This window comes from Loktanella gaetbuli (assembly GCF_020531945.1).
Classification (GTDB): domain Bacteria; phylum Pseudomonadota; class Alphaproteobacteria; order Rhodobacterales; family Rhodobacteraceae; genus Loktanella; species Loktanella gaetbuli.
The window spans coordinates 24,514-46,719 of the sequence record NZ_JAJATZ010000010.1 but is presented as its reverse complement, the minus strand read 5'-3'; the positions used below and the strand labels follow the sequence as shown (position 1 = coordinate 46,719).

At 66.4% G+C, this 22,206-nt stretch carries 21 protein-coding genes; 2 read left to right on the top strand and 19 right to left on the bottom strand.

The genetic code is table 11. The features are described from left to right. Positions 1-533: 533 nt before the first annotated feature. Complete coding sequence (locus LGQ03_RS15625) at positions 534-1,277, bottom strand: metallophosphoesterase (RefSeq protein WP_226749146.1); 744 nt, start codon at positions 1,275-1,277, stop codon at positions 534-536. Between the two features lie 211 nt (positions 1,278-1,488). Here LGQ03_RS15625 and LGQ03_RS15620 point away from each other — a divergent pair, with 211 nt between their 5' ends. Next, complete coding sequence (locus LGQ03_RS15620; protein WP_226749145.1) at positions 1,489-3,663, top strand: GumC family protein; 2,175 nt, start codon at positions 1,489-1,491, stop codon at positions 3,661-3,663. A 41-nt stretch (positions 3,664-3,704) separates the two neighbouring features. On the opposite strand, the gene LGQ03_RS15615 is transcribed toward LGQ03_RS15620, so the two are convergent. Beyond that, positions 3,705-5,063: a polysaccharide biosynthesis/export family protein gene (locus LGQ03_RS15615; RefSeq protein WP_226749144.1), complete on the bottom strand. Its 1,359-nt coding sequence runs from the start codon at positions 5,061-5,063 to the stop codon at positions 3,705-3,707. A 227-nt stretch (positions 5,064-5,290) separates the two neighbouring features. Here LGQ03_RS15615 and LGQ03_RS15610 point away from each other — a divergent pair, with 227 nt between their 5' ends. Then, on the top strand, positions 5,291-5,782 hold the full coding sequence (locus LGQ03_RS15610; RefSeq protein ID WP_226749143.1) for an LbetaH domain-containing protein: 492 nt from the start codon (positions 5,291-5,293) through the stop codon (positions 5,780-5,782). A gap of 5 nt (positions 5,783-5,787) precedes the next feature. On the opposite strand, the gene LGQ03_RS15605 is transcribed toward LGQ03_RS15610, so the two are convergent. Genes LGQ03_RS15605 through LGQ03_RS15525 form a run of 17 tightly spaced genes read right to left on the bottom strand, consistent with a single transcriptional unit; the run spans position 5,788 to position 22,205 of the window. Beyond that, positions 5,788-6,945 (bottom strand): glycosyltransferase, encoded by a 1,158-nt coding sequence (locus LGQ03_RS15605; RefSeq protein WP_226749142.1) that lies wholly within the window; start codon positions 6,943-6,945, stop codon positions 5,788-5,790. Continuing rightward, on the bottom strand, positions 6,942-8,081 hold the full coding sequence (locus LGQ03_RS15600; protein ID WP_226749141.1) for a glycosyltransferase family 4 protein: 1,140 nt from the start codon (positions 8,079-8,081) through the stop codon (positions 6,942-6,944). Before LGQ03_RS15600 ends, LGQ03_RS15605 begins: the two co-directional genes overlap by 4 nt. After that, a complete protein-coding gene (locus tag LGQ03_RS16745; protein ID WP_226749140.1) occupies positions 8,078-9,184 on the bottom strand; it encodes a glycosyltransferase family 4 protein in 1,107 nt (368 codons plus the stop codon). The genes LGQ03_RS15600 and LGQ03_RS16745 overlap by 4 nt, the downstream gene beginning before the upstream one ends. Before the next feature lie 33 nt (positions 9,185-9,217). Then, positions 9,218-10,111 (bottom strand): sulfotransferase family protein, encoded by an 894-nt coding sequence (locus LGQ03_RS15590; protein ID WP_226749139.1) that lies wholly within the window; start codon positions 10,109-10,111, stop codon positions 9,218-9,220. Beyond that, entirely contained in the window at positions 10,108-11,526 is a 1,419-nt protein-coding gene (locus LGQ03_RS15585; protein WP_226749138.1) for a hypothetical protein, read from the bottom strand. The genes LGQ03_RS15590 and LGQ03_RS15585 overlap by 4 nt, the downstream gene beginning before the upstream one ends. After that, positions 11,523-12,743 (bottom strand): glycosyltransferase family 4 protein, encoded by a 1,221-nt coding sequence (locus LGQ03_RS16740; protein ID WP_319004508.1) that lies wholly within the window; start codon positions 12,741-12,743, stop codon positions 11,523-11,525. Before LGQ03_RS16740 ends, LGQ03_RS15585 begins: the two co-directional genes overlap by 4 nt. Further along, the gene (locus tag LGQ03_RS15575) at positions 12,740-13,651 is read right to left on the bottom strand and encodes a glycosyltransferase family 2 protein (protein ID WP_226749137.1); all 912 of its coding nucleotides are present in this window, start codon (positions 13,649-13,651) and stop codon (positions 12,740-12,742) included. Before LGQ03_RS15575 ends, LGQ03_RS16740 begins: the two co-directional genes overlap by 4 nt. Continuing rightward, a complete protein-coding gene (locus LGQ03_RS16735; RefSeq protein ID WP_319004507.1) occupies positions 13,651-14,226 on the bottom strand; it encodes an acyltransferase in 576 nt (191 codons plus the stop codon). The genes LGQ03_RS15575 and LGQ03_RS16735 overlap by 1 nt, the downstream gene beginning before the upstream one ends. Beyond that, positions 14,223-15,149, bottom strand: coding sequence for a glycosyltransferase family 2 protein (locus tag LGQ03_RS15565; RefSeq protein ID WP_226749136.1), 927 nt, complete (start codon positions 15,147-15,149; stop codon positions 14,223-14,225). Before LGQ03_RS15565 ends, LGQ03_RS16735 begins: the two co-directional genes overlap by 4 nt. Then, complete coding sequence (locus LGQ03_RS15560; protein ID WP_226749135.1) at positions 15,142-15,870, bottom strand: class I SAM-dependent methyltransferase; 729 nt, start codon at positions 15,868-15,870, stop codon at positions 15,142-15,144. The genes LGQ03_RS15565 and LGQ03_RS15560 overlap by 8 nt, the downstream gene beginning before the upstream one ends. Beyond that, the gene (locus LGQ03_RS15555; protein ID WP_226749134.1) at positions 15,867-16,718 is read right to left on the bottom strand and encodes a sulfotransferase family protein; all 852 of its coding nucleotides are present in this window, start codon (positions 16,716-16,718) and stop codon (positions 15,867-15,869) included. Before LGQ03_RS15555 ends, LGQ03_RS15560 begins: the two co-directional genes overlap by 4 nt. Next, entirely contained in the window at positions 16,715-17,644 is a 930-nt protein-coding gene (locus LGQ03_RS15550; protein WP_226749133.1) for a glycosyltransferase family 2 protein, read from the bottom strand. Before LGQ03_RS15550 ends, LGQ03_RS15555 begins: the two co-directional genes overlap by 4 nt. After that, on the bottom strand, positions 17,641-18,213 hold the full coding sequence (locus LGQ03_RS15545; protein ID WP_226749132.1) for a hypothetical protein: 573 nt from the start codon (positions 18,211-18,213) through the stop codon (positions 17,641-17,643). Before LGQ03_RS15545 ends, LGQ03_RS15550 begins: the two co-directional genes overlap by 4 nt. Continuing rightward, positions 18,210-19,001 (bottom strand): sulfotransferase family protein, encoded by a 792-nt coding sequence (locus tag LGQ03_RS15540; RefSeq protein ID WP_226749131.1) that lies wholly within the window; start codon positions 18,999-19,001, stop codon positions 18,210-18,212. The genes LGQ03_RS15545 and LGQ03_RS15540 overlap by 4 nt, the downstream gene beginning before the upstream one ends. Next, positions 18,998-20,065: a glycosyltransferase family 4 protein gene (locus LGQ03_RS15535; RefSeq protein ID WP_226749130.1), complete on the bottom strand. Its 1,068-nt coding sequence runs from the start codon at positions 20,063-20,065 to the stop codon at positions 18,998-19,000. The genes LGQ03_RS15540 and LGQ03_RS15535 overlap by 4 nt, the downstream gene beginning before the upstream one ends. After that, a complete protein-coding gene (locus LGQ03_RS15530) occupies positions 20,062-20,949 on the bottom strand; it encodes a hypothetical protein (RefSeq protein WP_226749129.1) in 888 nt (295 codons plus the stop codon). Before LGQ03_RS15530 ends, LGQ03_RS15535 begins: the two co-directional genes overlap by 4 nt. Continuing rightward, entirely contained in the window at positions 20,946-22,205 is a 1,260-nt protein-coding gene (locus LGQ03_RS15525) for a glycosyltransferase (protein WP_226749128.1), read from the bottom strand. The genes LGQ03_RS15530 and LGQ03_RS15525 overlap by 4 nt, the downstream gene beginning before the upstream one ends. Position 22,206 lies beyond the last annotated feature (1 nt).

The following is a 22,206-nucleotide window of genomic DNA, read 5'->3' as shown; positions in this document are numbered from 1 at the left end:
ATGATGGTCCGGACCTGGACCCGGATCACGGGCACGGTCGGCTCAAAAAGGCGTTCTTGGGTCGTTGTGCGGCATTGCCACCCCAATGCATTGGACGAGTTGTCCCGGCCCAAGCGGATGCGATGCAGATTGGGTGGCAGATCCGACAGGCGCGGCGCTGACGGGCAGTCCGCAGTTTTTTTGATTAAGGTACTGAAAACGTTTAGTATTTTAAGTTTTCTCGGGTTCGTTGCATGTAACGCACTGTAACGCCCTGTAACAGTGTTTGTAACATGTAACATATTGATAATTGTAACTAATATGGATTTTCAGCGGATGTTACGCAACTCCAATAATGTATATATATACCTCTTATATAAGATCTATTTATCTAACTATTTATAGATATATATATAATATAAATACCTGTAACACCTACTCTCAAAATCTCACTAAGTCTCTGTAATTAAGTGACTTATATGTGTTTCGGAGTCTGTTACAACGGCGTTACAGAGGCGTAACAGCGTAACAGGCGACACGATCGCCACCACACGTCAGGTCGTGATGAAATCCACGCTGTCGCCGTGGATGCCGGCGGCTGTCAGGCGTCCGGTGGCATAGGCCCCTGTATCGAGTGCGATCCGCCCCTCCGCAGCACTGGGGGTGTCTTGGATCACATGGCCGTAGGCCACCCACAGTCCGTCGCTGCGTGGCACGGCCATGAAATCGCGATGTCCCCACATCAGGTCGCGGTCGTCCTGATCCTGTGGTGCGCGGGCGGGATCGGCACCGGCATGGGTGATCAGCAGGTTGCCGGTCTGCATCCATTTGGGCAGGTCGCGCAGCCAGTTGATCCGGGCGTCACCCATCGCCAGTGCCAGGTCATCGCGCACGCGGTCCAGCGGGCGGGTTCCGTCGGCATTGGGACCGGCCACACCGTAGCTGGCCAGCGTCTGCAACCCGCCGTTGCGCAGCCAGCGCGGGCCCTTGGCCGCGGCATCGTCGAGGAAGGCCAGCAGCATCGCCTCGTGGTTGCCGGCCAGGCAGGTGATCTGGGGGCGGGCCATCAGAGTTTCGATGACGGCGGCGGATTCGTCGCCGCGGTCGATGTAATCGCCCACGCAAACGATGGTGGCCTGCGGGGCCAGCGTCGCGATCCGGTCCAGAAGGGTATCGAGCAGGCGCGCGCAGCCGTGGATGTCGCCGATGATCACCACCGGATCGGGCACGTTCAGGGGGGGCATCGGGGCAGGCGGCGGCGTCTGGCGCGCAAAGAGGCGTGAAAACAATTGCAGCAAGGCGCTGTGGCTCCTGGTCGGTCTGGGCGGGTCGGGCGGACCGTGGGCAAAATTTGCGTCCGTATCAAGTCTGTCATCGGCAAGTGGCCCGCGACTTGATATTCAGGGTGAAATTTGAAAATGGAACCTTCGGGTTGCATCGTCTATGCAAGGCGCAGCGCGGCCTGCGCATCGCGCAGTGCGCGGTATTCTGGATGAAAGAAGAATTTTGATGTCCCCTGCCCCCCAAAATACCATGACAGCCGCAGATCAGGACACGGGCAAGACCTTCAGCATCCTGACCATCCTCAACACGCTGTGGCGGGGCAAGTGGATCATCGGGGTCTGCGCGTTGATCGGTTTTCTGCATGCCGCCAACAAGGCCTACCGTGTCGAGGTGCCGACCTACCGTGCCACGACGCAGATGGCGCTGAATTTCGATGCCGATCCGGCGGCCCTGGAGGTCACCGGCGGTGTGCCGCAGCTGGGACGCGACCAGTCGAGCTTCAACACCGAAATGGAAATCATCCGCTCACGGGAATTGATCGGCCGCCTGGTGGATCGTCTGGACCTGACGCAGGACCCCGAATTCAACCCTGCATTGCGCGGAGATCCGCCCTTTGGCCTGCGCGACGTGCCGGGCTGGGTGATCGGGATGTTCCGTGCGGACCCTGAACCCGCACCCGCCGCAGCGCCCCGGCCCGTAAACCGCAACGCCGTGATCACCCGGGTGCGCAACCGGATTTCGACCTCGATCCAGCGTTTCACCTATGTGTTCTCGATTTCCGCCGTCAGCGAGGACCCGCGCAAGGCCGCATTGCTGAGCAATACGCTGGCCGAGATCTACCGCGAGGACCAGATCCAGTCCAAGGTGCAGGGCACCGAGGATGCCGCGATCTGGCTGTCGGACAGGGTGTCCGAATTGCAGGCCGAACTGGAGACGCGCCAGAACGAGATCAACGAGTTGCGCGCGCGCAGCGCCTTGGCCAGCCCCGAGGCGATTGCCCAGCTCAACAGCCAGTCGGTCGCGGCCACCAGCCAGTTGCAACTGGCGGAACTGGCCCGGACCCGCGCCGAGGATGCCCTGGCCCGCATCATCGCGGTCGAGGATGCGACACCCGCCGAACAGGTCGCAGCCCTGGACGACGCGCAGCTGCGCGGCCTGTTGGCCCGGGTTCAGACCGGCGAGGCCACCAGCCAGCAGCGGTTCGACCGCCGTTTCGTGCAGCTGCGCGAACAGGCCGAGGCCGAGGCGATGCGGGCACAGAACCAGATCACCGAGCTGCAATCGCAGATTGACCGTCTGTCGTTGCAATTCGAAAGCCAGTCTGCCGACCTGATCACGATCGAACAGCTGGAACGCGAAACCGAGGCGACCCGGATCCTGTATGAAACATTCCTGAACCGCCTGCGTGAGACCAGCGTGCAGATCGGTGTCCAGCAAGCCGACAGCCGGGTGCTGTCAGAGGCGCTGTGGGGCAGCTATGTCGCACCGCGCAAGAGCCGGATCACCTTCATGGGGTTCCTCATGGGCGTTCTGGTCGGGGCAGGCATCGTTCTGGGCCGCGAGATGCTGCAAAACACCTTCCGCACCGCCGAAGAGCTGGAAAAACGGACACGACTGTCGGTGCTGGGGCAGATCCCGCGAATCCCGGCCAAGGGGCGCGTGCCCACCATCATGTATCTGGCGAACAAGCCGACCTCTGCGGCGGCGGAATCGGTGCGCAACCTGCGGACGTCGTTGCTGATGTCCGATATCGACCGGCCACCGCAGGTCATCATGATGACCTCGTCGCTGCCCGCCGAGGGCAAGACGACGACTGCCATCGCACTGGCGCAGAACCTGGCGGGCCTGGACAAGCGGGTGCTGCTGATCGAGGGCGATATCCGACGCCGGACCTTCAGCGCCTATTTCCCCGATGCGACGGAACGGCCGGGCATCCTGTCGGTGATCGCGCAGTTCAGCCAGAACGCCGACAACCAGCGTCAGGCCTCGCTGGAAGAAGCGGTGCTGCGCAATGGCGATCTGGGCATCGACATCCTGATGGGCGAGAAATCGGCGATCAACGCGGCCGATGTCTTTGCCTCTTCGGCGTTTCGCGATTTCATGGCGCAGGCGCGCACGCTGTATGACTACATCATCGTCGATACGCCGCCCGTGCTGGTGGTGCCCGATGCCCGCGTGATCGGCCCCTATGCGGATGCGGTGCTCTATGCGGTGAACTGGGACAAGACGAGCCAGACCCAGGTCGCAGAGGGCCTGTCACAGCTGGCCAAGGCCAACCTGCGGGTCACGGGCCTGGTGCTGACCCAGATCGACCCGCGCGGCATGCGCCGCTACGGCTATGGCAGCAAATACGGCTATGGCGCCTATGGTGGCGGCAAGAACGGATATTACGACAACTGATCGCGGGACCGCAGGCGCCCCCGCGACCTGCGGGGGTGTCGTCAGTTCGATGCGAGCTGGTTTGCGGCGTTCAGCGGGCTGAGCAGCGACGGAATCGCCTGGGCGATCGCACGGTTCCAGCGCGTGATCGGCTGCTGCTGGACAAAGATGATGTCATCGGGGCGCAATTCGAACCGCGGGGCCAGCGTAAAGGCCGCCGCATTGCGCGCATCCAGATGCCAGGCGGTCACAGCACCCTGTGCCGCAGGATTGGGATCGGCACGCATCACGTAGATCTGCGCGGGGTTGCCTGTGATATTGTTGAACCCGCCGTTTTCGAACAGCGCGTCCGCCAGGCTGGACTGCTGGTTGAACGGCAGCGGGAAACGGGTCTGGCGGGACACCTCGCCCACCAGGAACACGTAGTCGCGTTCGGTGGCACCCAAGGACTCGCGGGTCTGGAACAGGCCGCGCTCTTCGGCCAGGACGGCGCGGCGCAGGCCGATTTCGGTCGACAGTTCGGACAGGGCCGTCGTGCGGTTTGCCCGCTGGGTCGCGATCACGCCCAGCTGGCCCTGATAATAGGCCTGCGCACGCGCCAGGTCATAGGTGACATCGACGAAAATCGCATCCCCCGGCAGCACCGTCAGGTTTTGCAGATCGGTCCGCGCCCGGAAATCCGCCAGCGGAATCTGGTAAAGCGTGCCGTCGCGGTAAATGCGGATCGAGGCGAATTCAGGGTCGTCGACCTGCAATCCGCCAGCGGTCAGCAGGGCCTCGTTCAGGCTGGGCGGGTTAAGCGTGATCGGCACTACCCGTGGCGATCCGACAGCCCCGCCCACCGCCGCGCGCCGTGCATTGAACTGCACCACGTCGAGGCTGAAATTGGGGTCGATCCCCGCCGAGATCAGGCGCGAGAATATGGCGGCTTCGGCGTCCTCGACGGTCATGCCTGCAACATTGATCGACCCGACCTGCGGGATCGAGACCGTGCCGTCGTCGCGGACCGTCAGTTCCTGTGCGGTGGTCGTCGTCGCATCCAGCGCGGTCGATTGCGCCAGCGTCAGCCTGACCGCATCACCGGTGCCCAGCGTATAGGGGCCGGGCACGGTCTGGGGCGGGGGCCGCAGTTCCAGCCGCTGCGGGGTAATATCGGGGAAATCGGGGGCCGCAGGCAGCGCACCGGCCCCGCGCAGGGACCCTGCACCCGCCGTCTGAAAGAATTCGGCAGGCAGGCTGCGCGGGCTGTAGGGTTGGCTGTTGGCAAAGCGGATGGTCTCTGCCGTCATCTTGATCTCGCGCACCGTCAGATCGCCGAAATTCTCGGATACGGTGCTGCTGACATAGGTGGAACCACAGCCGGTCAGGGCCAGTGTGGGCAGGGCCAGGGCCGTGCCCAGCAGAATAGTGCGCAGGTTCATGTCTGAATTCGTCCCCCAAAGCCGCGCTGATCACGACCCGTTGCTTGTCGTGCCCTTATGGCATGGCGGTCTTGCGACGTCACCCTGCGACATGCCAGCAGTGCCGGTCGGTTGCAGCAACGCGACACCTTTCACGGTGCATTGCACGGTTGCGCGGTCAAATAGGGTTGGCCTTGGAGGGTAATTGCCGTGACAATCGCCGTGGCACGTCAGACGAAAGGCCCCAGATGAAGACCAGACCGATCGCGAAACTGGACCTTGCGTCCTTTGTCCGGCCGCAGATTCCCGGCCAGCCGGGGCGGGTGACGCTGGCGCTGTGGTATCTGGTCAATGCGCTTGTCATGCGCGGTGCTGTGCTGGGGCTGCTGCCATCGGGGGCCAAGGCGGCGCTCTTGCGGGTCTTTGGCGCGCGGATCGGGCGGGGGGTCGTGCTGAAGCCCCGGATCAACATCAAGTCGCCCTGGTGGCTGGAGGTCGGGGATAACGTCTGGATCGGTGAACGGGTCTGGATCGACAACCACACCACCGTGCGGATCGGGTCCGACAGCTGCATCAGCCAGGGGGCCTATATATTCACGGGCAACCACGACTGGACCGATCCCGCCTTTGCATTCTTTTGCAAACCGGTGGACATCGGGGCAGGGGTCTGGGTCACGGCCTTTGCACGCATCCCGCCGGGCAGTGTCGTGCCCGACCACACCGCCGTCCTGCCGAATTGAACGCCTCAGCCCGCCAGCACCGCACGATAGATGGCATGGGTCCGCGCCGCGCTGTCGTCCCAGTCAAAGGCTGCGCGCGCAAGCTGGCCTGCCGCTGACGCAGCACGGGTGCGCGCTGCGGGATCGGCCAACCAGTGTCGCCAGCCTGCGGCCAGATGAGTGGGGATCGCGGCCTCGTCGGTGTCGTCGATCACGATGCCTGCGCCTGCATCCGTGATCTCGCGCCAGATGTTGATCCGGCGGGTCAGCAGGGCGGGCAGGCCCGCGTGCAGCGCCTCGGCCAGGGCGATGGCGAAATTTTCCTGCCGCGAGGGCAGCACGAACAGATCGCAGGCCGCCATTGCCTGCCATTTGTCTTGGCCAGACAGAAACCCGGTGAACCGCACCGCGTCTTGTAACCCCAGCTGTCGGGTCAGGTTGCGCAGCGCCTGTTCTGCCGGTCCCGTGCCGACCATCAGCAACCCGGCGTCTGGATAATCAGCGCGGACCAGATTTAGAGCCTGCAATGCAGTTTCGGGTCTCTTTTTATCGTCGAGACGGCCCAGAAACAGGGCCAGTGACCGCCCGGCCAGATCGGGGTGCCGCGCGAAAAAGGCCGCGCGCAGACCGGCCGTATCCCCGGGCGGCGCATCCGCCCCCAGGGCCACGATATCGGCGCGGTCGTGGCCGACAACGGGGGCGGCCAGATCGCGTTCATCCTGTGCGGTATAGATCAGCCGTGCGGCCCCGCGTAGCACGCGCCCCTCGACCAGTGCGAGGTAGGTGCGTTTTTTCAGCCGCTTTTGCGCCAGTGAATAGGGGTCGAGCATACCGTGCGGTGAGACCACATAAGGCACGCCCTGCCGACGGGCGGCGGCAGCGGCCACGGCGGTCAGCGGCGACCAGATCGTGTGCAGATGGACGATATCGGCCTGCGCGACGGCGCGCCTGACAGCGGCGCGACCGGCCCCGGTCAGTGCGGCGCGCTGGTGCGGCAGTAGGGTCAGGTCAGGATAGGTCCGGCGCAGACCGGCACCACTATCGTCGCTATAGGCGGTAGTCGTCAGGATATGTGCATCCGCACTATTGGCAGCAGCGCGCGCGACCAGCCGGTCCACGACAACCGGTGGTCCACCGGCGGCGGCGGCCATATAGGGGCTGACGTGCAGCACGCGCAGCGTCACCGCTGCACCTGCGCATAGAGATCGGCCGTCGCCCGCGCCATGGCGGCGGCGCTGAAACGGTCCCGCGCTGTGCCACGGGCCGCTGCACCAAGGCGCAGGCGGAGGGCCTGATCGGTGATCAGGCGTTGCAACGCATCCCGCCAACCGTCGTCGCTGTCGCACATCAGACCGGTGACCGGATGGGTCAGTGCCTCTGCAATGCCGTCGGCGCGGCTGGCGGCGATGGGCAGGCCCGCGTGCATCGCCTCGAGCAGCGCCAGCGGCAGGCCTTCGAACAGCGAGGGCAGCACAAAGATGTCGAGCCCGGCCAGCCGCAGGGCGGCATCGTCGCGCCAGCCATCCACGTGCAGGGGCAGGCTGGCCTTGGCCGCCCGTGCGGTCAGCGAATCCCTGAGGTCGCCGTCGCCGATCCAGACCAGCTGCACCCGGGTCTGCCCCGTGGCAGCGGTGTGATCGACCAGCGCCAATGGCGCCTTTTGCGCGGCGATCCGGCCGACGGTGCCCAGAACGATGGTGTCGTCATGCACCCCCCAGTCGGCGCGGGCCTGTGCGCGGGCGCGGGTCAGCGCGTCCGGGTCCGGCACCGCCACACCGTTCGGCACCGGATGCAGCGTGACCGGTCCCAGCCGCGCCGTCAGTTGCTGGCAGGTGGCCGTGCTGACGGCGATATGATGCCCCCGCAGCCGGCCCAGCACATGGGCGGTGACCCGGTCGCGCAGGCCGCCCAGCCGTGCGCCCAGATCACGGGCGGCATGGCCCACGTGGATCGTCGACAGCCAGGGTTTGCCACTGGCGGCGGCGGCCAGCACCAGATCAAGCGCATCCTCTGCCACCTGCTGGTTGATATGCAGCACATCGACGTCGAGCGTTGCGAACAGCCCTGTCAGACGCCTGCGCTGGCGCAGGTCGGCCCAGGCCCCCAGCGCGCGGGTCGGTCGGTCATAGGTGGTGCAAAAGGCAAAGCGCCGGGTCGGAATCGCACCCATCTGGGTGGCAAATTCATCCATGCGGGGGTGATCGGGGATCAGCACCAGCACGTCATGACCCAAGGCCATCAGCCCCTGCGCCAGCACCCGCAGATAAAGCTCGCCTCCGCCGCGCGATCCCGAGCCCGAGGAGACCAGCGCGACCTTCATGCGTCAGTGCCCAGCAGGTCATGGGCGAGGGTGGCCCACCGTCGTGCACCTTCGTCCACGTCCCAGCGGGCGGCGGCGGCACGCACGGCATCGGTCATGCGCGCGCGCAGGGCCGCATCCCCCGCCAGCCGGTCCAGCACCCGTGCCAATGCGTCCGCGTCGCCCGCAGGTGTGATGAAACCGGTTTCACCGTCCTGCACCAGATCGGGGCCAGCTCCGACCGCATCACTGACCAGCACCGGCAGACCCGCGCCAAGCGCCTCGTTGACGACGACGCCCCAGCCGTCGTGACGGCTGGGCAGGCAGAACAGGTCGGCGGCGGCAAAGACCTGCGGCAGATCGGCGGGATCGCGGTGCCCCAGAAACACCACGCGGTCGCGCAGGTCTGCGGGCACGGCGGCAGCATATTCATCCTGCGCGGGGCCGCCGCCAAGGGCCACGATCCGCAGCTGTGGGTGGGACCGCGCAACACGGTCAAAGGCTGCGAGCAATACGTCGAACCCCTTGCGCGGAATCATCTGGCCGCTGAACAGCACGTCGATGGTGTCGGGGTCGGCTGTCGCGGCATCGCGGGCCGCGCGAAACGGGGCCAGATCGCAGAAATAGGGAATGTTTGCCACCCGCACGCCCGGAAACAGCGCACGGTAGGCCGGCATGGCGACACTGCCCATGGCGGCGATGGCGCGCGCGCGGCGCAGCGGCGCCTGAAGCTGGCGGCGCAGGAACGTGCCCAGCCGTCCGCGCGTGGAAAACCCCGGCACTTCGCCCCAGAATACGAATGGCCGACCATGGCGGGCCATGCCGCGCATCGCCACCTGTGCGGTTACGGCGGAATAATCGCTGACGATCACCAGATCGGGGTCGGCCTGCGCGATCCGGCCCATGATGCCGGGGTTCCAATGGGCCGATGGGCCCAGGCGGGTCAGGGTGCGGCCCGGCAGGATCGTCTCGAAGTCGTGCAGATCGGGGATCGCCCAGGACCGATCATGGGCGCCTGCGGTGAAATAGAACACCTGCACGTCCACGTCATCACGCGCGGCCAGGGCCGTGAACAGCTGCCGCTGGTAGGGTGACGGGATCACGGTGAGAAAGAGGAGTTTCACGAAGGACCTTGTGTCAGGAGGAAACGCAGCCTGTCAGCCGGCGCTGAAACTGCGGGGGCGCAGAGAGGCCAGCGCGTTGTGCAGCGGGGCCATGCGGGCGTTGTAGCGGGCGTTTGCGGTGCGGAATTGCGCCAGTGTGCCCTCGAGGTCGTCAAAGGTCGCGGCCAGTTGCGCATCCAGCCGCTGACAGGCGAAATCATAAAGCGCACGGTCCATCTGCGATCGGTCTTGAATGGCGCGCAGGGTATCTGGATCGAGGACTGGCGCGGCGCCGCTGCGGGTGGTGTTCAGACGCAGGTAGCGTGGGCGCGCGTCGCCCAAAAGGTGCCCCAGCAGCAGGAAGGATTCGTCGAAACGTTCCTGAATGCCGGTAAAGAAAAACGCTGTCTCGAGATTGCGTTTCGCGGTGGCGAGCATGGCGTCGTCGACGCCGCCGACCGGCGTGCGGTTGATAAAAGCCGATCCGTCATCCGATCCGGCGATAAAGCGCACCATCCCGTTGTCCAGTTCCAGCAACCCGCTGTCACGCACAAAGCTGGCCAGATCGCGGTCACGGGCATGGCTGTGGTAATAGGCGGTCGGTGTGTCGCGCGAATAGGTATAAAGCGACACGCAGCGGGCCACGGGATCACGCAGATAGGTCATGTAGCTGGCGGGTGCGGGCAGGTCGCGGTGGATGCCGAAACAGAAATGCCCGCCGAACATGCGGTCCTTTGTCTTGCGCGCCCGTGCGGCCGTGCGCAGATCGCCCGCCAGGCGCGGGTCACGGGTCAGCCGCCATGCCATGCGGCGCAGTGGTCCCGGACCGAACCGCTGGCGCAGGTAGGTCTGCACCGTGATGCCGGCGGTTTTCTGGATATGCAGAAAGATGGCAAAGGTCTGTGGGTCCAGACGGGGTGACAGGGGATGCAGGACCGGATCGTTCATCGCAGGGAAAACCGGATGTTCCGGTAGATGACAAAAGCGATCAGCGGCAGCAGGGCCGGGGCCACCGACAGAAAGCTGCGCATGCACAGACCCGCCGGAAAGAATCCCGTCGCATAGAGGATCATGTCCATGTTCGAGCGTGCCCGGAGTGCCTTGCGGTTCCACCATCCAGCCACCGCGCCAAAGATCAGGGCCGCAAGGCCGACGGCAAGTGTCCCACCCGCCATCCAGAGTTCTCCGACGAATGTGGCCGACAGGGTCATGCCCGTCACGCCAAGCGCTTCTTCGATGCCCAGCGACAGGCCCTCGGGCTTGCCCGGCCAGAGTCCGCGCGGAATGGGACGGATCGCGGCGGTATAGGGAATCTCGGCCCCCAGAAACGGGTATTGTGCGGGAAAGATATCCGTCAGCTGGGAAATGTTCACCAGGTTCATGTCGACAAAGAAACTGTCAGAGGTCGCCTCGGCCAGTTCAAAGTTGCGCAGGCCCACGGTCCGGATTTCCGGCAGGTAGTAGATCGCGAAATAGCCGATGATCAGCGCAGGCCCGAAAACCGCCGCGGCCTTGGCAAAGGTCAGTTTCGGGCTGAGCAGGGCATAGGCTGCCAGAAACGTCATCATGTGGCTGAGAAACACGTTGCGCGTGCCGCTGGCAAAGCTTTCGAACAGGACCAGATACAGGATCAGCCCGGTCAGCACCAACTGCCACAGCCGGTATCTGCGCCATTGCGCAAGGACCGCCGCCGCAAGCGGCGGGATCAGGAACTTGAGCAGGGCCAGCTCGCCCAGCAGCACGCCCAGCGATCCCAGCTGTCCGCGGCTCCAGGGTTGGGAAAACCGTTCCCGCGACATCTGGAACAGCAGTTCCGACAGGCTGAAATTCACCGTCAGCAGCATGTAGAAATAGCCCAGCACGGCGCAGGCCAGCAGCATCAGGATCGTCGCACCGGGCGCGTTATAAAGCGTCACCTGGCGCGGCATGGCACGGCGCACGGGGGCCAGGTGGCGGCCGATCACGATCCCGGCGAACCCCAGGATCACGATTTCCACCGTCAGCTGGGCCGACCCGGTGGTCACCACGTTGCGCACCGGGTCCTGCGGCAGCAGGAATTCAAAGAAGGTCAGCAGGTAGAGCACCATCAGCATGAACAGGTCGACCCGGATCAGGTTGCGCATGGCGACGCTGCCCTCGACCCAGAGCGCCAGCGCAAGACCCACCGCCAGCACCGCCGATGGCTGGGCAAAGATGTCGTTCGGCGTGGTGGCCGACATGGCCAGCATGTAGCCGATCCCCAGGGCGGCCAGCAGGATCAGCGTCGACATCAGCATCAGCGCGTTCAGGTCCTGCGGCGGGACCATATCCTGCGCCCGGCTGACATCGCCCTGCGCAAAAGGTTGCATGGTCTGCGTGCTCATCCAGGATGTCCCGTCGTAACTGCGCCCGGCGTCAATGCGGCCAGTGATTGGCCCAATGTATCAAGATCAAAGCGCGTGTCGAGGCGGGCGGCCTGCATCATGCGCCGGACGCGGGCCGGGTCGGCGCTGAGCGCTGACAACGTGTCCGCCAGTGCGGCCGGTGTCAGGTCGGGCAGGATCACGCCGTCGGTGCCGCAGCGCACGACCGTGCCGCAGCGATCCGAGGCGATGACCGGCAGGCCCTGCGCCAGCGCCTCGAGCTGGGTCAGGCCGAAGCCGTCCGACCGTGTGGGAAAGACGAACAGATCAGCGCCGGCATAGGCGGCGGGGGTTTCGTGGCGCGGGCGTGATCCGTGGAACACGATCCGGGGGTCGGCGCGGGCTGTGTCGGGGATGGTGATCTGCACGGGCCCCACCACGTCCAACCGCAAGGGCGCATCCGGCAGCGCGGCCATGGCGTCCAGCGCGATGTCGATCCCCTTGCGCCGGGTGACCTGCCCCAGGAACAGCAGGCGCAGCGGGTGATCCGCCGTGAACCGGTCGGGCAGGGGCGCGCGGGCGGGTGGGGTAGCGGCTCCCTCAAAGGCCAGCGGGACAACTGTGATGCGCTCTGCGGGCACGCCCTCGGCGATCAGCCCCTGCCGCGACCAGTCGGAATTCACGAGGATGGTATCGGCCAGGTCGACCTCGCGCTGCCAATGATCCCAATAGGTGGCGGGGATGGGCTCCAGCGGGTCGCCAGCGGCGGCATAGATATCGGCCACCATGCGCGCCTCAAACGGGCCGGGGTCGATCTGGCCCAGCACGGTCCGCCAGCCACGGGCGCGGGCCAGTGCGAAAATGTCACCTGCGGCATAGCTGTAGGCAAAGACGGTCAGGTCCTGCCCGGCGGGCCTGTAGGCCAGATGCGCGGCCGCGTGTCGCGCGAACCAGGCGTTGCGATGCAGGATGGCGTCCCAGCCGCCGCGCCCCGTGATCCGGTCGCCCGCCTCGCGCAGCAGGGCGCGGGTGGTGGGGGCCCAGACCCGGTGATCCGCCAGCGCCGCGTGGTCGCGGCCTGCCAGACGGGCAGGCAGCACCGGCCGCAGGGGATGCCCGCCGGCCCAGACATCGGTCAGCAGTTCCGACAGCAGCGCCTGCCGCGCCAGCGCCCGCGCCACCGCGAAATCCTCGCGCGCGCCGATCTGGCAGACGACCCAGGGGGCAGGGCTGGTCATGGCTGGGGCTTGGCCGTCCAGGCCAGCGCCGCCCCGGCAGAGCCGCGTTTGAGCGCGCGGTAGTCCCGGTAGCACGCCGCCGAGACGGGGCGGCGGTCGCGGCGGTGCTGCCAGGCCTCGGACAGGCCCTGTGCCAGACCGCGCAGATGCCAGCCCGCGTGACCGTGGCGCAGCCCGAACCGCAGCCCGTTCACGATGGTGCCGGCCAGATGCACGATGGCCTGCGGCATCGGCACGTTGTGCATGACGAACAGCACATCGTTCTTGCGCCCGCAGATCGCGGCGCGACGCGACGACCGGCGTGGCGATTCAAAATGATGCATCGGTGGTGCTGTCCCGGCCCGGACCTCATGGCCGTGATCCAGCAGGCGGATCGCAAGATCGCCCTCTTCGCCCATGTAGAAATAATGCGCGCGAAACCCGCCGACCTGCTGAAAGGCCGAACGCCGGACCGCATGGGCGGCCCCCACAAAGGCATGCAACTGCTGGCGGGGATGGGCGGTGACATGATGCACCTCTTGCGAGATGCGCACGTTGACAAAGGGGATGCCGATGGCGGCGACCTGCGGGTCGGCGAAATCGGGCAATGTCTTTTCGCAGGTCGTGGGGTCGACCAGTTCCACGTCGTCATCAAAGGAAAAGACGATCTCGCAGCTGGCGGCCGCGATGCCTGCGTTGCGCTGGAACGCGGGGCCCTGCCCGGTGCCTGCGTGCAGGTAGCGCGCGGAGGACGCGATCCGGGCGACCAGATCGCGGGTGGCCGCCGACCCCTTGTCGTCCATCACGATGATCTCCAGCGGGATCGTCTGGCGTTGCAGCGAGGCCAGGCAGGTGGCCAGTTCGTCATCGCGGTCGTGGGTGGTGATCACGACAGAGGCTGCGGGGGACCGGGGGGTATCTGCGTTCATCACGGGGCTCCTTTGGCGGCGGGTGTCAGGGGCCGTCCCGGCACGCCTGCGATGCGTGCGCCGGGGGGCACGTCGCGGGTGACGACGCAGCCTGCGGCGATCACGGCGTTATCGCCGATCGTCACACCCTTGAGGATGATGGCACCGGCCCCGATCCAGACGTTCCGCCCGATGGTGACGGGGGTGCCTGTCAGCGGCTGGTCGGCCAGACGGATGCCGGGGGCGGTGCCGTGGTCGTGGTCGGTGATATAGACGAAAGGCCCGATCATGCAGTCTGCGCCCACGCTGATCCGTTCGGAGGCGTCGAACATCGTCTGACGGTTCACATAGCTGCGCGCCCCGATCGTCAGGCGGGGGCTGGCCCCGCGCGCGCCACTGGTCAGCAGCACGACGCCATCGTCCAGCGCGACGCCGTCCGCCAGCGCGATGTCCCAAGGATTGCGCGGCACGCGGATGCGGTGCAACCGGCAGTGGCCTTCGATCTGCATGCCCAGCCTGCGCCAGGTCCAGACCCGCAGCCGCGAGGCCAGCCCCACAGGCCAGCTCAGCAGACGGTTGATCGTGGTGTCGGTCATGGTGTCACCCGTCCTGTCATGCGCCGCATTGCCCGGCCAAGCGTCAGTGCAGGCACCGCCAGCAGATAGCGCCAGCGCCCGGCCGCCAGCGCCCAGGGCAGCGTCCTCAGATAAAGCCGCAGGGCAGCAGTATCGCCCTGTCTGACCCCGGCCAGCACCGCAGCGCGGACATGCCCCAGCAGGATTCGGCGGCGCTGCCCGCGCCGCGCGGTGCCACCGGGATAGCGGCCCGCGGCCTCTTGAGCGACCAGCCGCGCGATCCCGGCGGTATTGCGTGCGGCATCGCCCATTTCATTGCTGTCGTGCAGGCGGTGCAGCAGGGTCACCGGGGCTGTGACCTGCACGAACCCCGGCGCCGTGCCCAGACGCAGGGCCAGATCGTGATCCTCGGCGTTGATATGGGCGGTGGTGAAACCGCCTGCCGCGTCAAAGGCGTCGCGCCGGATCACCATCATGCCCGCCCCCGCAAAATGACCGGCCCCCGCGCTGGCCAGAAAATCGGCATAGGCCTCTCCTGCGGCGGGTGCACCTTGGTGCGGTGGCGGTGTGTCCGTAAAATCGGCAAAGCGGGCGAACAACAGGGCCGGGTGGTCATGGGCCGCGATCAGGCTGGCAAAGGTCCGCAGGCTGTCGGGCACCCACAGGTCATCACTGTCGAGAAACGCCAGATAGGTGCCCGTTGCCTGGGCGGCCCCTGCGTTGCGGGCCGCACCGGGGCCTGCGTTGGCCTGTGTCAGCACCTGCACGCCCGGTCTGTCCGCCAGGGCCGCCAGCGTGCCGTCGGTGGACCCGTCATCGACCACGATCACCTGTGCCGGTGCATGGGTCTGGGCCGCGACACTGTCGAGACAGGCCATCAGATAGTCCCGTCGGTTGTAGCTGGGGATCACCACCGAAAAACCGATGTCCGCGGGATCAGTCAAGGAAATCGACCCGGTCCGTTGTGGCATGCAGCGCCAGATGCGAGGTGTCGCGATAGAGATCCGGCCCGTAGGCCTTGGTGGTCAGAAAGTTCGCCCGGGGAAAGCTGTCCTGCACCAGCGCCACATGATCCAGCAGCGAAAAGGGATAGAAGATGCCGTCGTAATCGGTGTCGTAATAGCCCTTGCCACGGGTGTGCAGCCGGCAGAACAGCGGCCACAGCCGCAGGCGGCGCAGCGCGTTCTTGATGCGGCGCGACCGGGTGCCGCCCCAGCCATAGGCGTTGTGGTCCGAGACAAAGACCCCCTTGCGTGCGACGCGGCAGATCTCGCGCAGGGCTATGTCGGGGGTCGCGATATGGTGCAGCACGCCAAAGGCGCAGACATAGTCGAAACTGTCGTCGGCAAAGGGCAGCGCGCAGGCGTCGCCCTGCTGCACCTGGTCGTCTCCCAGCCCCTTGTCGCGGCAGACGGCGATCATCGCAGCCACCGGTTCGATGCCCCGCAGGGTCATGTCGGGGTGGCGGTCGCGCAGATGCACCAGGGCCCGGCCCGTGCCGCAGCCCACGTCCAGCAGGCTGGTGACGGGTGTATTGTGCAAGATACCGTCCAGATAGCGCAGTGCGATGGTATGTTCGTCGCCCTCGATGATCTGCATCGCGTCGTAATGCGCCGCGGTGCGATCGTAATAGGCGGTCTGGGGGCTGTCAGGCGTCGGTGTCATGGGCGGCGCGCTCTCAGGTTGGAGGATCGGTGACGCAGGGATCGCAAGGCGGTTTCGGTCCAGGTGACCGCGGGGGTCAGGCGCCGATACAGGTCCGCACGGCGGCGCAGGGCGGGACGGGCGGCCAGCCTGTCGCGGAACAAGGCGCAGGCCGTATCATAGAGCGCCTGGTCATAGCGGTTCAGATCCTGCAGGACCGCGCGGTCCCGGTCGGTCAGGGTAATGCGTCGCGGATTGCCTGATTTGGACCGCGACAAGACCGGCAGCACGCCCCAGTCGAACGCCTCGGCCAGCGCCAGCACGCTGGCGTTGATATCCGCATATACCCCAAAGGCGGGCATGGCGTGCAGGGTCGCGATGGCGGCCTCCAACGCGGCTTCATCGCAGGCACCGGGCGCGAAATCACGCCCCGACAGCGCGCGCACCATGTAGTTGTCGACCTGGCGCGGACGTTGCCGGATGTAGGTTTCCATGTCGGACCAGTCGCGCAGGCTGGTCAGCCATGGCACATCGGATGTCGGGTTATGGGCGGCCTCGGCGGCCATGTGGTTCAGGAATGACACGATCCGGGATGCAGGGTCGCGCAGGACCGTGAAATAGCGCACCGGGCGGGGGATGCCCCCATGAATGCCGTGGGTGATGTGACCGCGCAGCAGCGTCAGCGCCTGCTGCCGTTCGGAGGGCAGGGCCGCCAGCGCACGGGTCCCGTCATCCAGGTGGTCGAACGGCACATGCAGGGTATCGCTGTGGCCATAGGCGCGCGACAGCAGCGTGTTGAACGACGTGCCTGCCGTCTTGGGGATATGCAGGAACACATCCAGCGGCCGGTCAGGTCCGGTGCGTGTCATGACAACCTCCTGCGCCATGCGGCGACCCGTTCGGCGGCGGCAAAGCCGGTCAGCGCATAGCACAACCGGTAGGCTGCGGGGGCCGCAGCCCCGGCGGGCCGGAACCCGCGCCCCGAAATGGCGGCGTGATGCGCGCGCGCCTCGGTCCGGTCGTGGGGCCATGCGGCGCGGGCCATGTCGAACCGCGCCTGATCGATGGCCTGCTGGCGGTGCGGTGTCAGACCGCCGGTCTGGTCCAGCCAGGCCTCCAACCTGTTCAGGATCAGCGCCCGCTGGGTCCGCACCCGGGCCGGATCCCGCGTCGACAGGGTCCCGCTGTCGAACCGGCGATAGATCGCACCCCGCGCCGCAGGATGATGAACAAACCGTTTGCCCGCCATCAGCAGCCGCAGATAGAGTTCATGTTCCTGACAGCAGGGCTGGTCCACCCGAAACCCGCCCACTGCATCCAGTGCAGCCTTGCGCCACAGTGGCGCGCCGGTCTGCGGCAGATGCCAGCCTGCCAGCAATGCGGGCGGATCATGTGGCGCGGGGGTCGGCGTCCATGTGCGGTGCACCGCACCATGGCCATGCCATTCGACGGTTTCGGCCCCGTAAAGCACGTCCGTGTCATCATCCACCGCGTCCAGCTGGGCCGCGATCTTGCCTGTCTCAAGGCAGTCGTCGGCATCCAGAAACTGCACCCAGGGGGCCTGCGCCAGCGCCAGCGCGCGGTTGCGGGTGGCAGGGGCACCACGGTTCGGTCCGGTTTCCCAGCGGATGCGCCCGTCAAAGGCGCGGATCTGCGTCAGCGTATCGTCGGTGGACCCGTCGTCGATCACGATGACCTCGATATCCGGTCCCTGCGCCAGCGCGCTGTCGATCGCGGCGGCAACCCAGGGGCCCGCATTATGGGCCGGGATCAGGACAGAGGCGCGGGGCGTCACGCGGCACCCTCTGGCTGGCTGGCGCGGGCACGCCGGGGCGGAAAATCGCGTGCAAAGGTGGCAGGGTCCACACCGGCAAAGCGGGCGATGTCATCCAGCCGGTCCCAGATCTCGTCAAAGGCGACACAGAGCACGTCACCCCGGTAGCGTTTGAAACGGGCCAGTTGCCGCGCCTGACCCCGCAGATAAAACCGCTGGCCCAACGGTGTGTCCCCCAGCACCACACAGGCGGGCAGCCCCAGCTTGGCCGCCTGATAGGGAAAGAACCCGCGCCGGATGATGCTGCGCAAGGCGACGTCGGGATCGCCGTGGATGAACAGAATGCGCGGCCGCCCGCGCAGGAACAATGGCGGACGGGCGGGATGTTTCAGCCCGTCCTGATCGTGGGCCGCGTTGGTTTTGACGAACTGGTGCAGGTGTTTCATCACGAATGTGGTGCCCACCCCGCCGGGCGAGCAGACCAACACGTCAAAGCGGCGCGGCGTGATCTGGGGCCAGAGCGCGCGGCGCAGCGCCTTGGCCAGCAGGCGCATGCGGGTTGGCGCTGCGGTCTGATCCTGCATCGTCATGAAAACCCCCATTGGGCAATATCGCACCCGTAATCGTCGCGCAGACGTATCATATCGGGGCGCAACCGGGTCGCAATATCGTCCCGCTGCGCCTGCGTCAGCCGAAAGGCCTGCACATCGGCCCGGGTGGCCCGAGTGTTCTGCGGAGCCAGCGGCGTGAAGGCAAAGCCGGGGTCGAGGTCCAGATGCACGCAGACCGTGGCCAGCATGCCCGCCGGATCGCGCCGGAGCTGGTCGAAGGACAAGAGCTTGACCGGGCAGTCCGGCAGGGCCGCGCGGTAGGCATCAAGCTGCATCGCGTAGGACGACACCGCCAGCGCGTGATCCAGCGCCGGCCAGTCCCCCGACGCGGGCATGACCTGTTCGCGGGCCGCGAAATTATGCGCGAGATGGCTCTCGATCCGGTCGATGGGGTTGCGCATGATATAGACCAGATGCTTGCGGCCGGGCAGGGCGGCCAACCGTGCGGCCACGTCGGGAAAGGCAGGCCGCTTGGTATAGCCGGTCGAGGCCTCGAGCGCGATCTGCCGCCCGTAGGGCCGTGGCAGCCATTGCCGCAGGTAGGGGCGCAGGTCCTGTGGGGCAGTGGCGGTCGAAAAGAACTCTGGTTCCTTCTGGAACTGGTTCGGCGCGATCTGCGGATGCTGCACCAGATACCGATAGAGCGTGGTGGTCCCGCTCTTCATCGCGCCCAGCACGAAACAGAATTCGCGGATGCGCGGGGTATAAAGGCCCAGCCGCATGTTGGCGCGGGCGGCCTTGTGCACCACGGTCTGCACGACGCTCATGTCCCGGCCTCCAGCGCCTGTTCAAAGACCGCACGATGCTGTGCCGCGACGCGGTCCCAGCCGGTGGCGGGGTCCGGGGTGCGGGGGCCGCGCGGCAGGGCCAGCGCCTGCAATATGGCCTGTCCCAGCGGGCCGGGGGTGGTGTCATCTGCAATGACCGCGTTGCGGGCCTCTGCCGTGCCGGGGGTGCGGGGCACAACCACCGGCACGCCGTAATCCTGCGCCAGCGTCACCGTGCCCGAGGTCAGGCTGGCCGCAAAGGGCAGCACCAGCACATCGGCGGCGGCCAAGAGCAGCGGCACCCGGTCGTCCGGCACCTTGCCCATGTCCAGCCGGACCTGCGGCAGGTGCTGCGCGCGGGCGCTGACAGCGCTGGCATGGGTCGGGTCGGGGGCCTCGCCCGCGATCATCAGCTGCGCGGCACCGCGTCGGGTTCCCAGCGCCTCCCATGCGTCGAGCAGGGGTAAAACGCCTTTGTAGGGTCTGATCATGCCGAAAAACAGCGCCAGCGGGAGATCGGGGTCAAGCCCCAGTGCGGCGCGTGCGGTAGCCCTGTCGGGCGCCGGGCCATAGACATCGCGAAACGTGCCGTGGGGGATCACCGTGATCCGGGCGGGATCCGCGCCCAGCCGGTCCACGACCGCATCACGCGCGCCGTCGCCATGGGTGATGATCCGGTCGGCCAGCCCGGCCAGCCGCCGGGCAAAGACCAGATCGAGCCGCGGCGTCGCGGTGTCATGGCCGGTCAGGTTATGCGCCGTCCAGACCAGTCGCGTGCCGCCACGTTTGACCAGGGCCAGATCGGCCAGCGTGCGCAGGACGTAGGCTGCGCGCAGCAGCGGGGCGGTGCGGCGCAGATAGGCCTCTGGCCAGTGCAGATGCAGGATCTGGGGGCGGGGACCGCTGCGCAGGTCGCGCCACAGCGGCAACCCGCGCCGGTAGCCACAGGGAAAGGTCACATCGACACCCAAGGGCGACAGGGCCTGTGCCAAAAGCTGCTGATAGGGATTGCCCTGCCGCCAGTCGGGGGCCGCACGCACCTGCATGTCACCCCCGCCGGTCATGTCGCCAGCAGTGCCCCCTGCAGACGCCGCATGCCTTCGGTGTACATCTGGTTGCGGACCGCACCGACGTAGTGGCGATAGGGTTTGTCGCCCACGTCGCCTTGCAGGAACACGCGGTAATCCTCGGGCAGCAGTTCGGCCCCGAAACGCGACCCGGATAGGGCGAACAGGGTCTGTTCGATGCGCCAGAAATGCCCTTCCATCATGCCCGGAATCCCTAAAAATTCCTCCATCCAGTCAAGGTTGAGGCTGTCGCGGTGCACCAGCCCGAAGCCCGAATTGATCTGCGGGACGATGTCGAACCCATGCGCGCGGATCGTGTCGATATCCACTGCATAGGCGGTATCCACATCGGCGTTATAGGCGTTCACCCGGCGGCTGCGATCGTCCAGCCGGTTCAGAAAGGCGGTGGGCCGGTCAAAGAACAAAAGGTCGCTGTCGAACAGGATCATCCGGTCACTGTTCAGGAAATGCGCGAAATCGAAACTCTTGATCGACAGGGTGTTGGTTTCGCGCAGGCGGCGGCAGCGCGGATGGCCCGACAGGCTGTCGAGCACCGCATCGCGGGCGTCCGATTGTTCAATCACGCGGGCATCGGAGAAATGATGGCGCAAGGCGGTGATTGCCGCAGCAGGCAGGTCTGGGTCACCATGGATTGCCAGCGCATAGGACCGGCCAGTCTGCGCATAGAAGCTCTTGAGCGACCAGATCAGGTTCAGCCAGTCCCCGGTCGAGGTCAGAACATGCAGTTCGGCGTCAGTATCGGTGGTGCCTGTCACCGGCGCGGTGTTCAGGATGCGGGGCCGGACGATATCGCGGGCGTGGATCAGCCGGGGCGACTGGCGGGCCAGATGGCGCGCCTTGTAGAGGAGTCTGCCGATCACGGGATATCCTTTGACGGGGACGGGAACGCGCCTGCCTTTTGATAGATGGCAAGGTAGGCGTCAATGAACCGGTCTGGGTTGTGGTCGCGGGCTGTGGCCAATGCGCCAGCCCGCAAGCGGTCCATCAGTGCGGGATCGCGGATCAGGCGGCGGGTGGCGGTGACAAGGGCTGCAGGATCATCGGGCGGGATCAGCAGGCCCGACACGCCGTCGCGCACGATCTCGGGCACACCGCCCACGGCGGCCGCGATCACCGGTGTGCCACAGCCAAAGGCCTCGAGGCTGACCATCGAACTGGTGTCGGCGCGCGACGGATGCCAGACCACGTCGGCGGCGGTGTAGTAGCGGCGCAAGGTGGCTGTGTCCTCGATCATGCGCGGGGGCAGGCCGGGGATGTCGCGCAGCAGGGCGGCCATGTCACCGTCGGGCGGCACGATCCCCGTGGGTAACAGGAACAGGCGGTCGGCATCGGGCCATGTGGCGCGGATTTCCCGGGCGGCGGCGGCGGTGATGTCCAGCCCCTTGCGCAGGTCCAACGCATTGCCCGACACCGATACCATGACGGCAAAGGCGCCGTCGGGGATACCCAAGGCGGCGCGCGCCGCCGCCCGGTTGGTCGGATAATAGTCAGGCCGCCAGCTGGGGTTCTGCACCGTGTGGCGGGGCTGGCTACCCATGACGCTGTCCGCGATCCGGTCGGTGATCCACTGGCTGACCCCCACGGCCTGAAACCGCATCCGCCCGTAGGCCAGACGGCGGGCGGTCAGGATCTCGGCACTCGCGTCGCGGGCCTGATAAATCAGCGGCCACTGACCGAACTGCGGGCAGGACCCGCAGCGCCGCATCCAGCGATCGCAGCCGTAGGGATAGACACAGTTGCCCGTCAGCGGCGCCATGGAATGCACGGTCCAGACGATGGGTTTGTCCAGCCGGCGGACCAGATCCAGCAGGCTGACGGGCGGCACGTCGTGCAGGTGCACCACGTCGTAATCCGCCAGGCGCGCGGGATCAAAGACCACTGGCCCGTTGGGCGACAACAGGTTCAGCGCACCGTAACCCAGCCGCTGCACCACGCGGCGCTTCAACCCACGGCGCGGCGCAGGTGGGGCGTCGATGGTCTGGACGAAATCCGCATCCGACGTCTTGTCCGCCACCAAAAGGTCGGCGTGGATGCCGCGATCCCGCAGCCCTTGCGTCAGGTAATGGGCGACCCGCGCAGCGCCCCCGCGCCAATCCGTCGTCGAAAGCGCCAACACC

Bases quoted from the DNA above. Each gene is read 5' to 3' on its own strand.
- LGQ03_RS15620 (WP_226749145.1), top strand. From the start codon at position 1,489: ATGTCCCCTGCCCCCCAAAATACCATGACAGCCGCAGATCAGGACACG.
- LGQ03_RS15615 (WP_226749144.1), bottom strand. From the start codon at position 5,063: ATGAACCTGCGCACTATTCTGCTGGGCACGGCCCTGGCCCTGCCCACA.
- LGQ03_RS15610 (WP_226749143.1), top strand. From the start codon at position 5,291: ATGAAGACCAGACCGATCGCGAAACTGGACCTTGCGTCCTTTGTCCGG.
- LGQ03_RS15600 (WP_226749141.1), bottom strand. From the start codon at position 8,081: ATGAAGGTCGCGCTGGTCTCCTCGGGCTCGGGATCGCGCGGCGGAGGC.
- LGQ03_RS15590 (WP_226749139.1), bottom strand. From the start codon at position 10,111: ATGAACGATCCGGTCCTGCATCCCCTGTCACCCCGTCTGGACCCACAG.
- LGQ03_RS15585 (WP_226749138.1), bottom strand. From the start codon at position 11,526: ATGAGCACGCAGACCATGCAACCTTTTGCGCAGGGCGATGTCAGCCGG.
- LGQ03_RS16740 (WP_319004508.1), bottom strand. From the start codon at position 12,743: ATGACCAGCCCTGCCCCCTGGGTCGTCTGCCAGATCGGCGCGCGCGAG.
- LGQ03_RS15575 (WP_226749137.1), bottom strand. From the start codon at position 13,651: ATGAACGCAGATACCCCCCGGTCCCCCGCAGCCTCTGTCGTGATCACC.
- LGQ03_RS16735 (WP_319004507.1), bottom strand. From the start codon at position 14,226: ATGACCGACACCACGATCAACCGTCTGCTGAGCTGGCCTGTGGGGCTG.
- LGQ03_RS15560 (WP_226749135.1), bottom strand. From the start codon at position 15,870: ATGACACCGACGCCTGACAGCCCCCAGACCGCCTATTACGATCGCACC.
- LGQ03_RS15555 (WP_226749134.1), bottom strand. From the start codon at position 16,718: ATGACACGCACCGGACCTGACCGGCCGCTGGATGTGTTCCTGCATATC.
- LGQ03_RS15545 (WP_226749132.1), bottom strand. From the start codon at position 18,213: ATGACGATGCAGGATCAGACCGCAGCGCCAACCCGCATGCGCCTGCTG.
- LGQ03_RS15540 (WP_226749131.1), bottom strand. From the start codon at position 19,001: ATGAGCGTCGTGCAGACCGTGGTGCACAAGGCCGCCCGCGCCAACATG.
- LGQ03_RS15535 (WP_226749130.1), bottom strand. From the start codon at position 20,065: ATGACCGGCGGGGGTGACATGCAGGTGCGTGCGGCCCCCGACTGGCGG.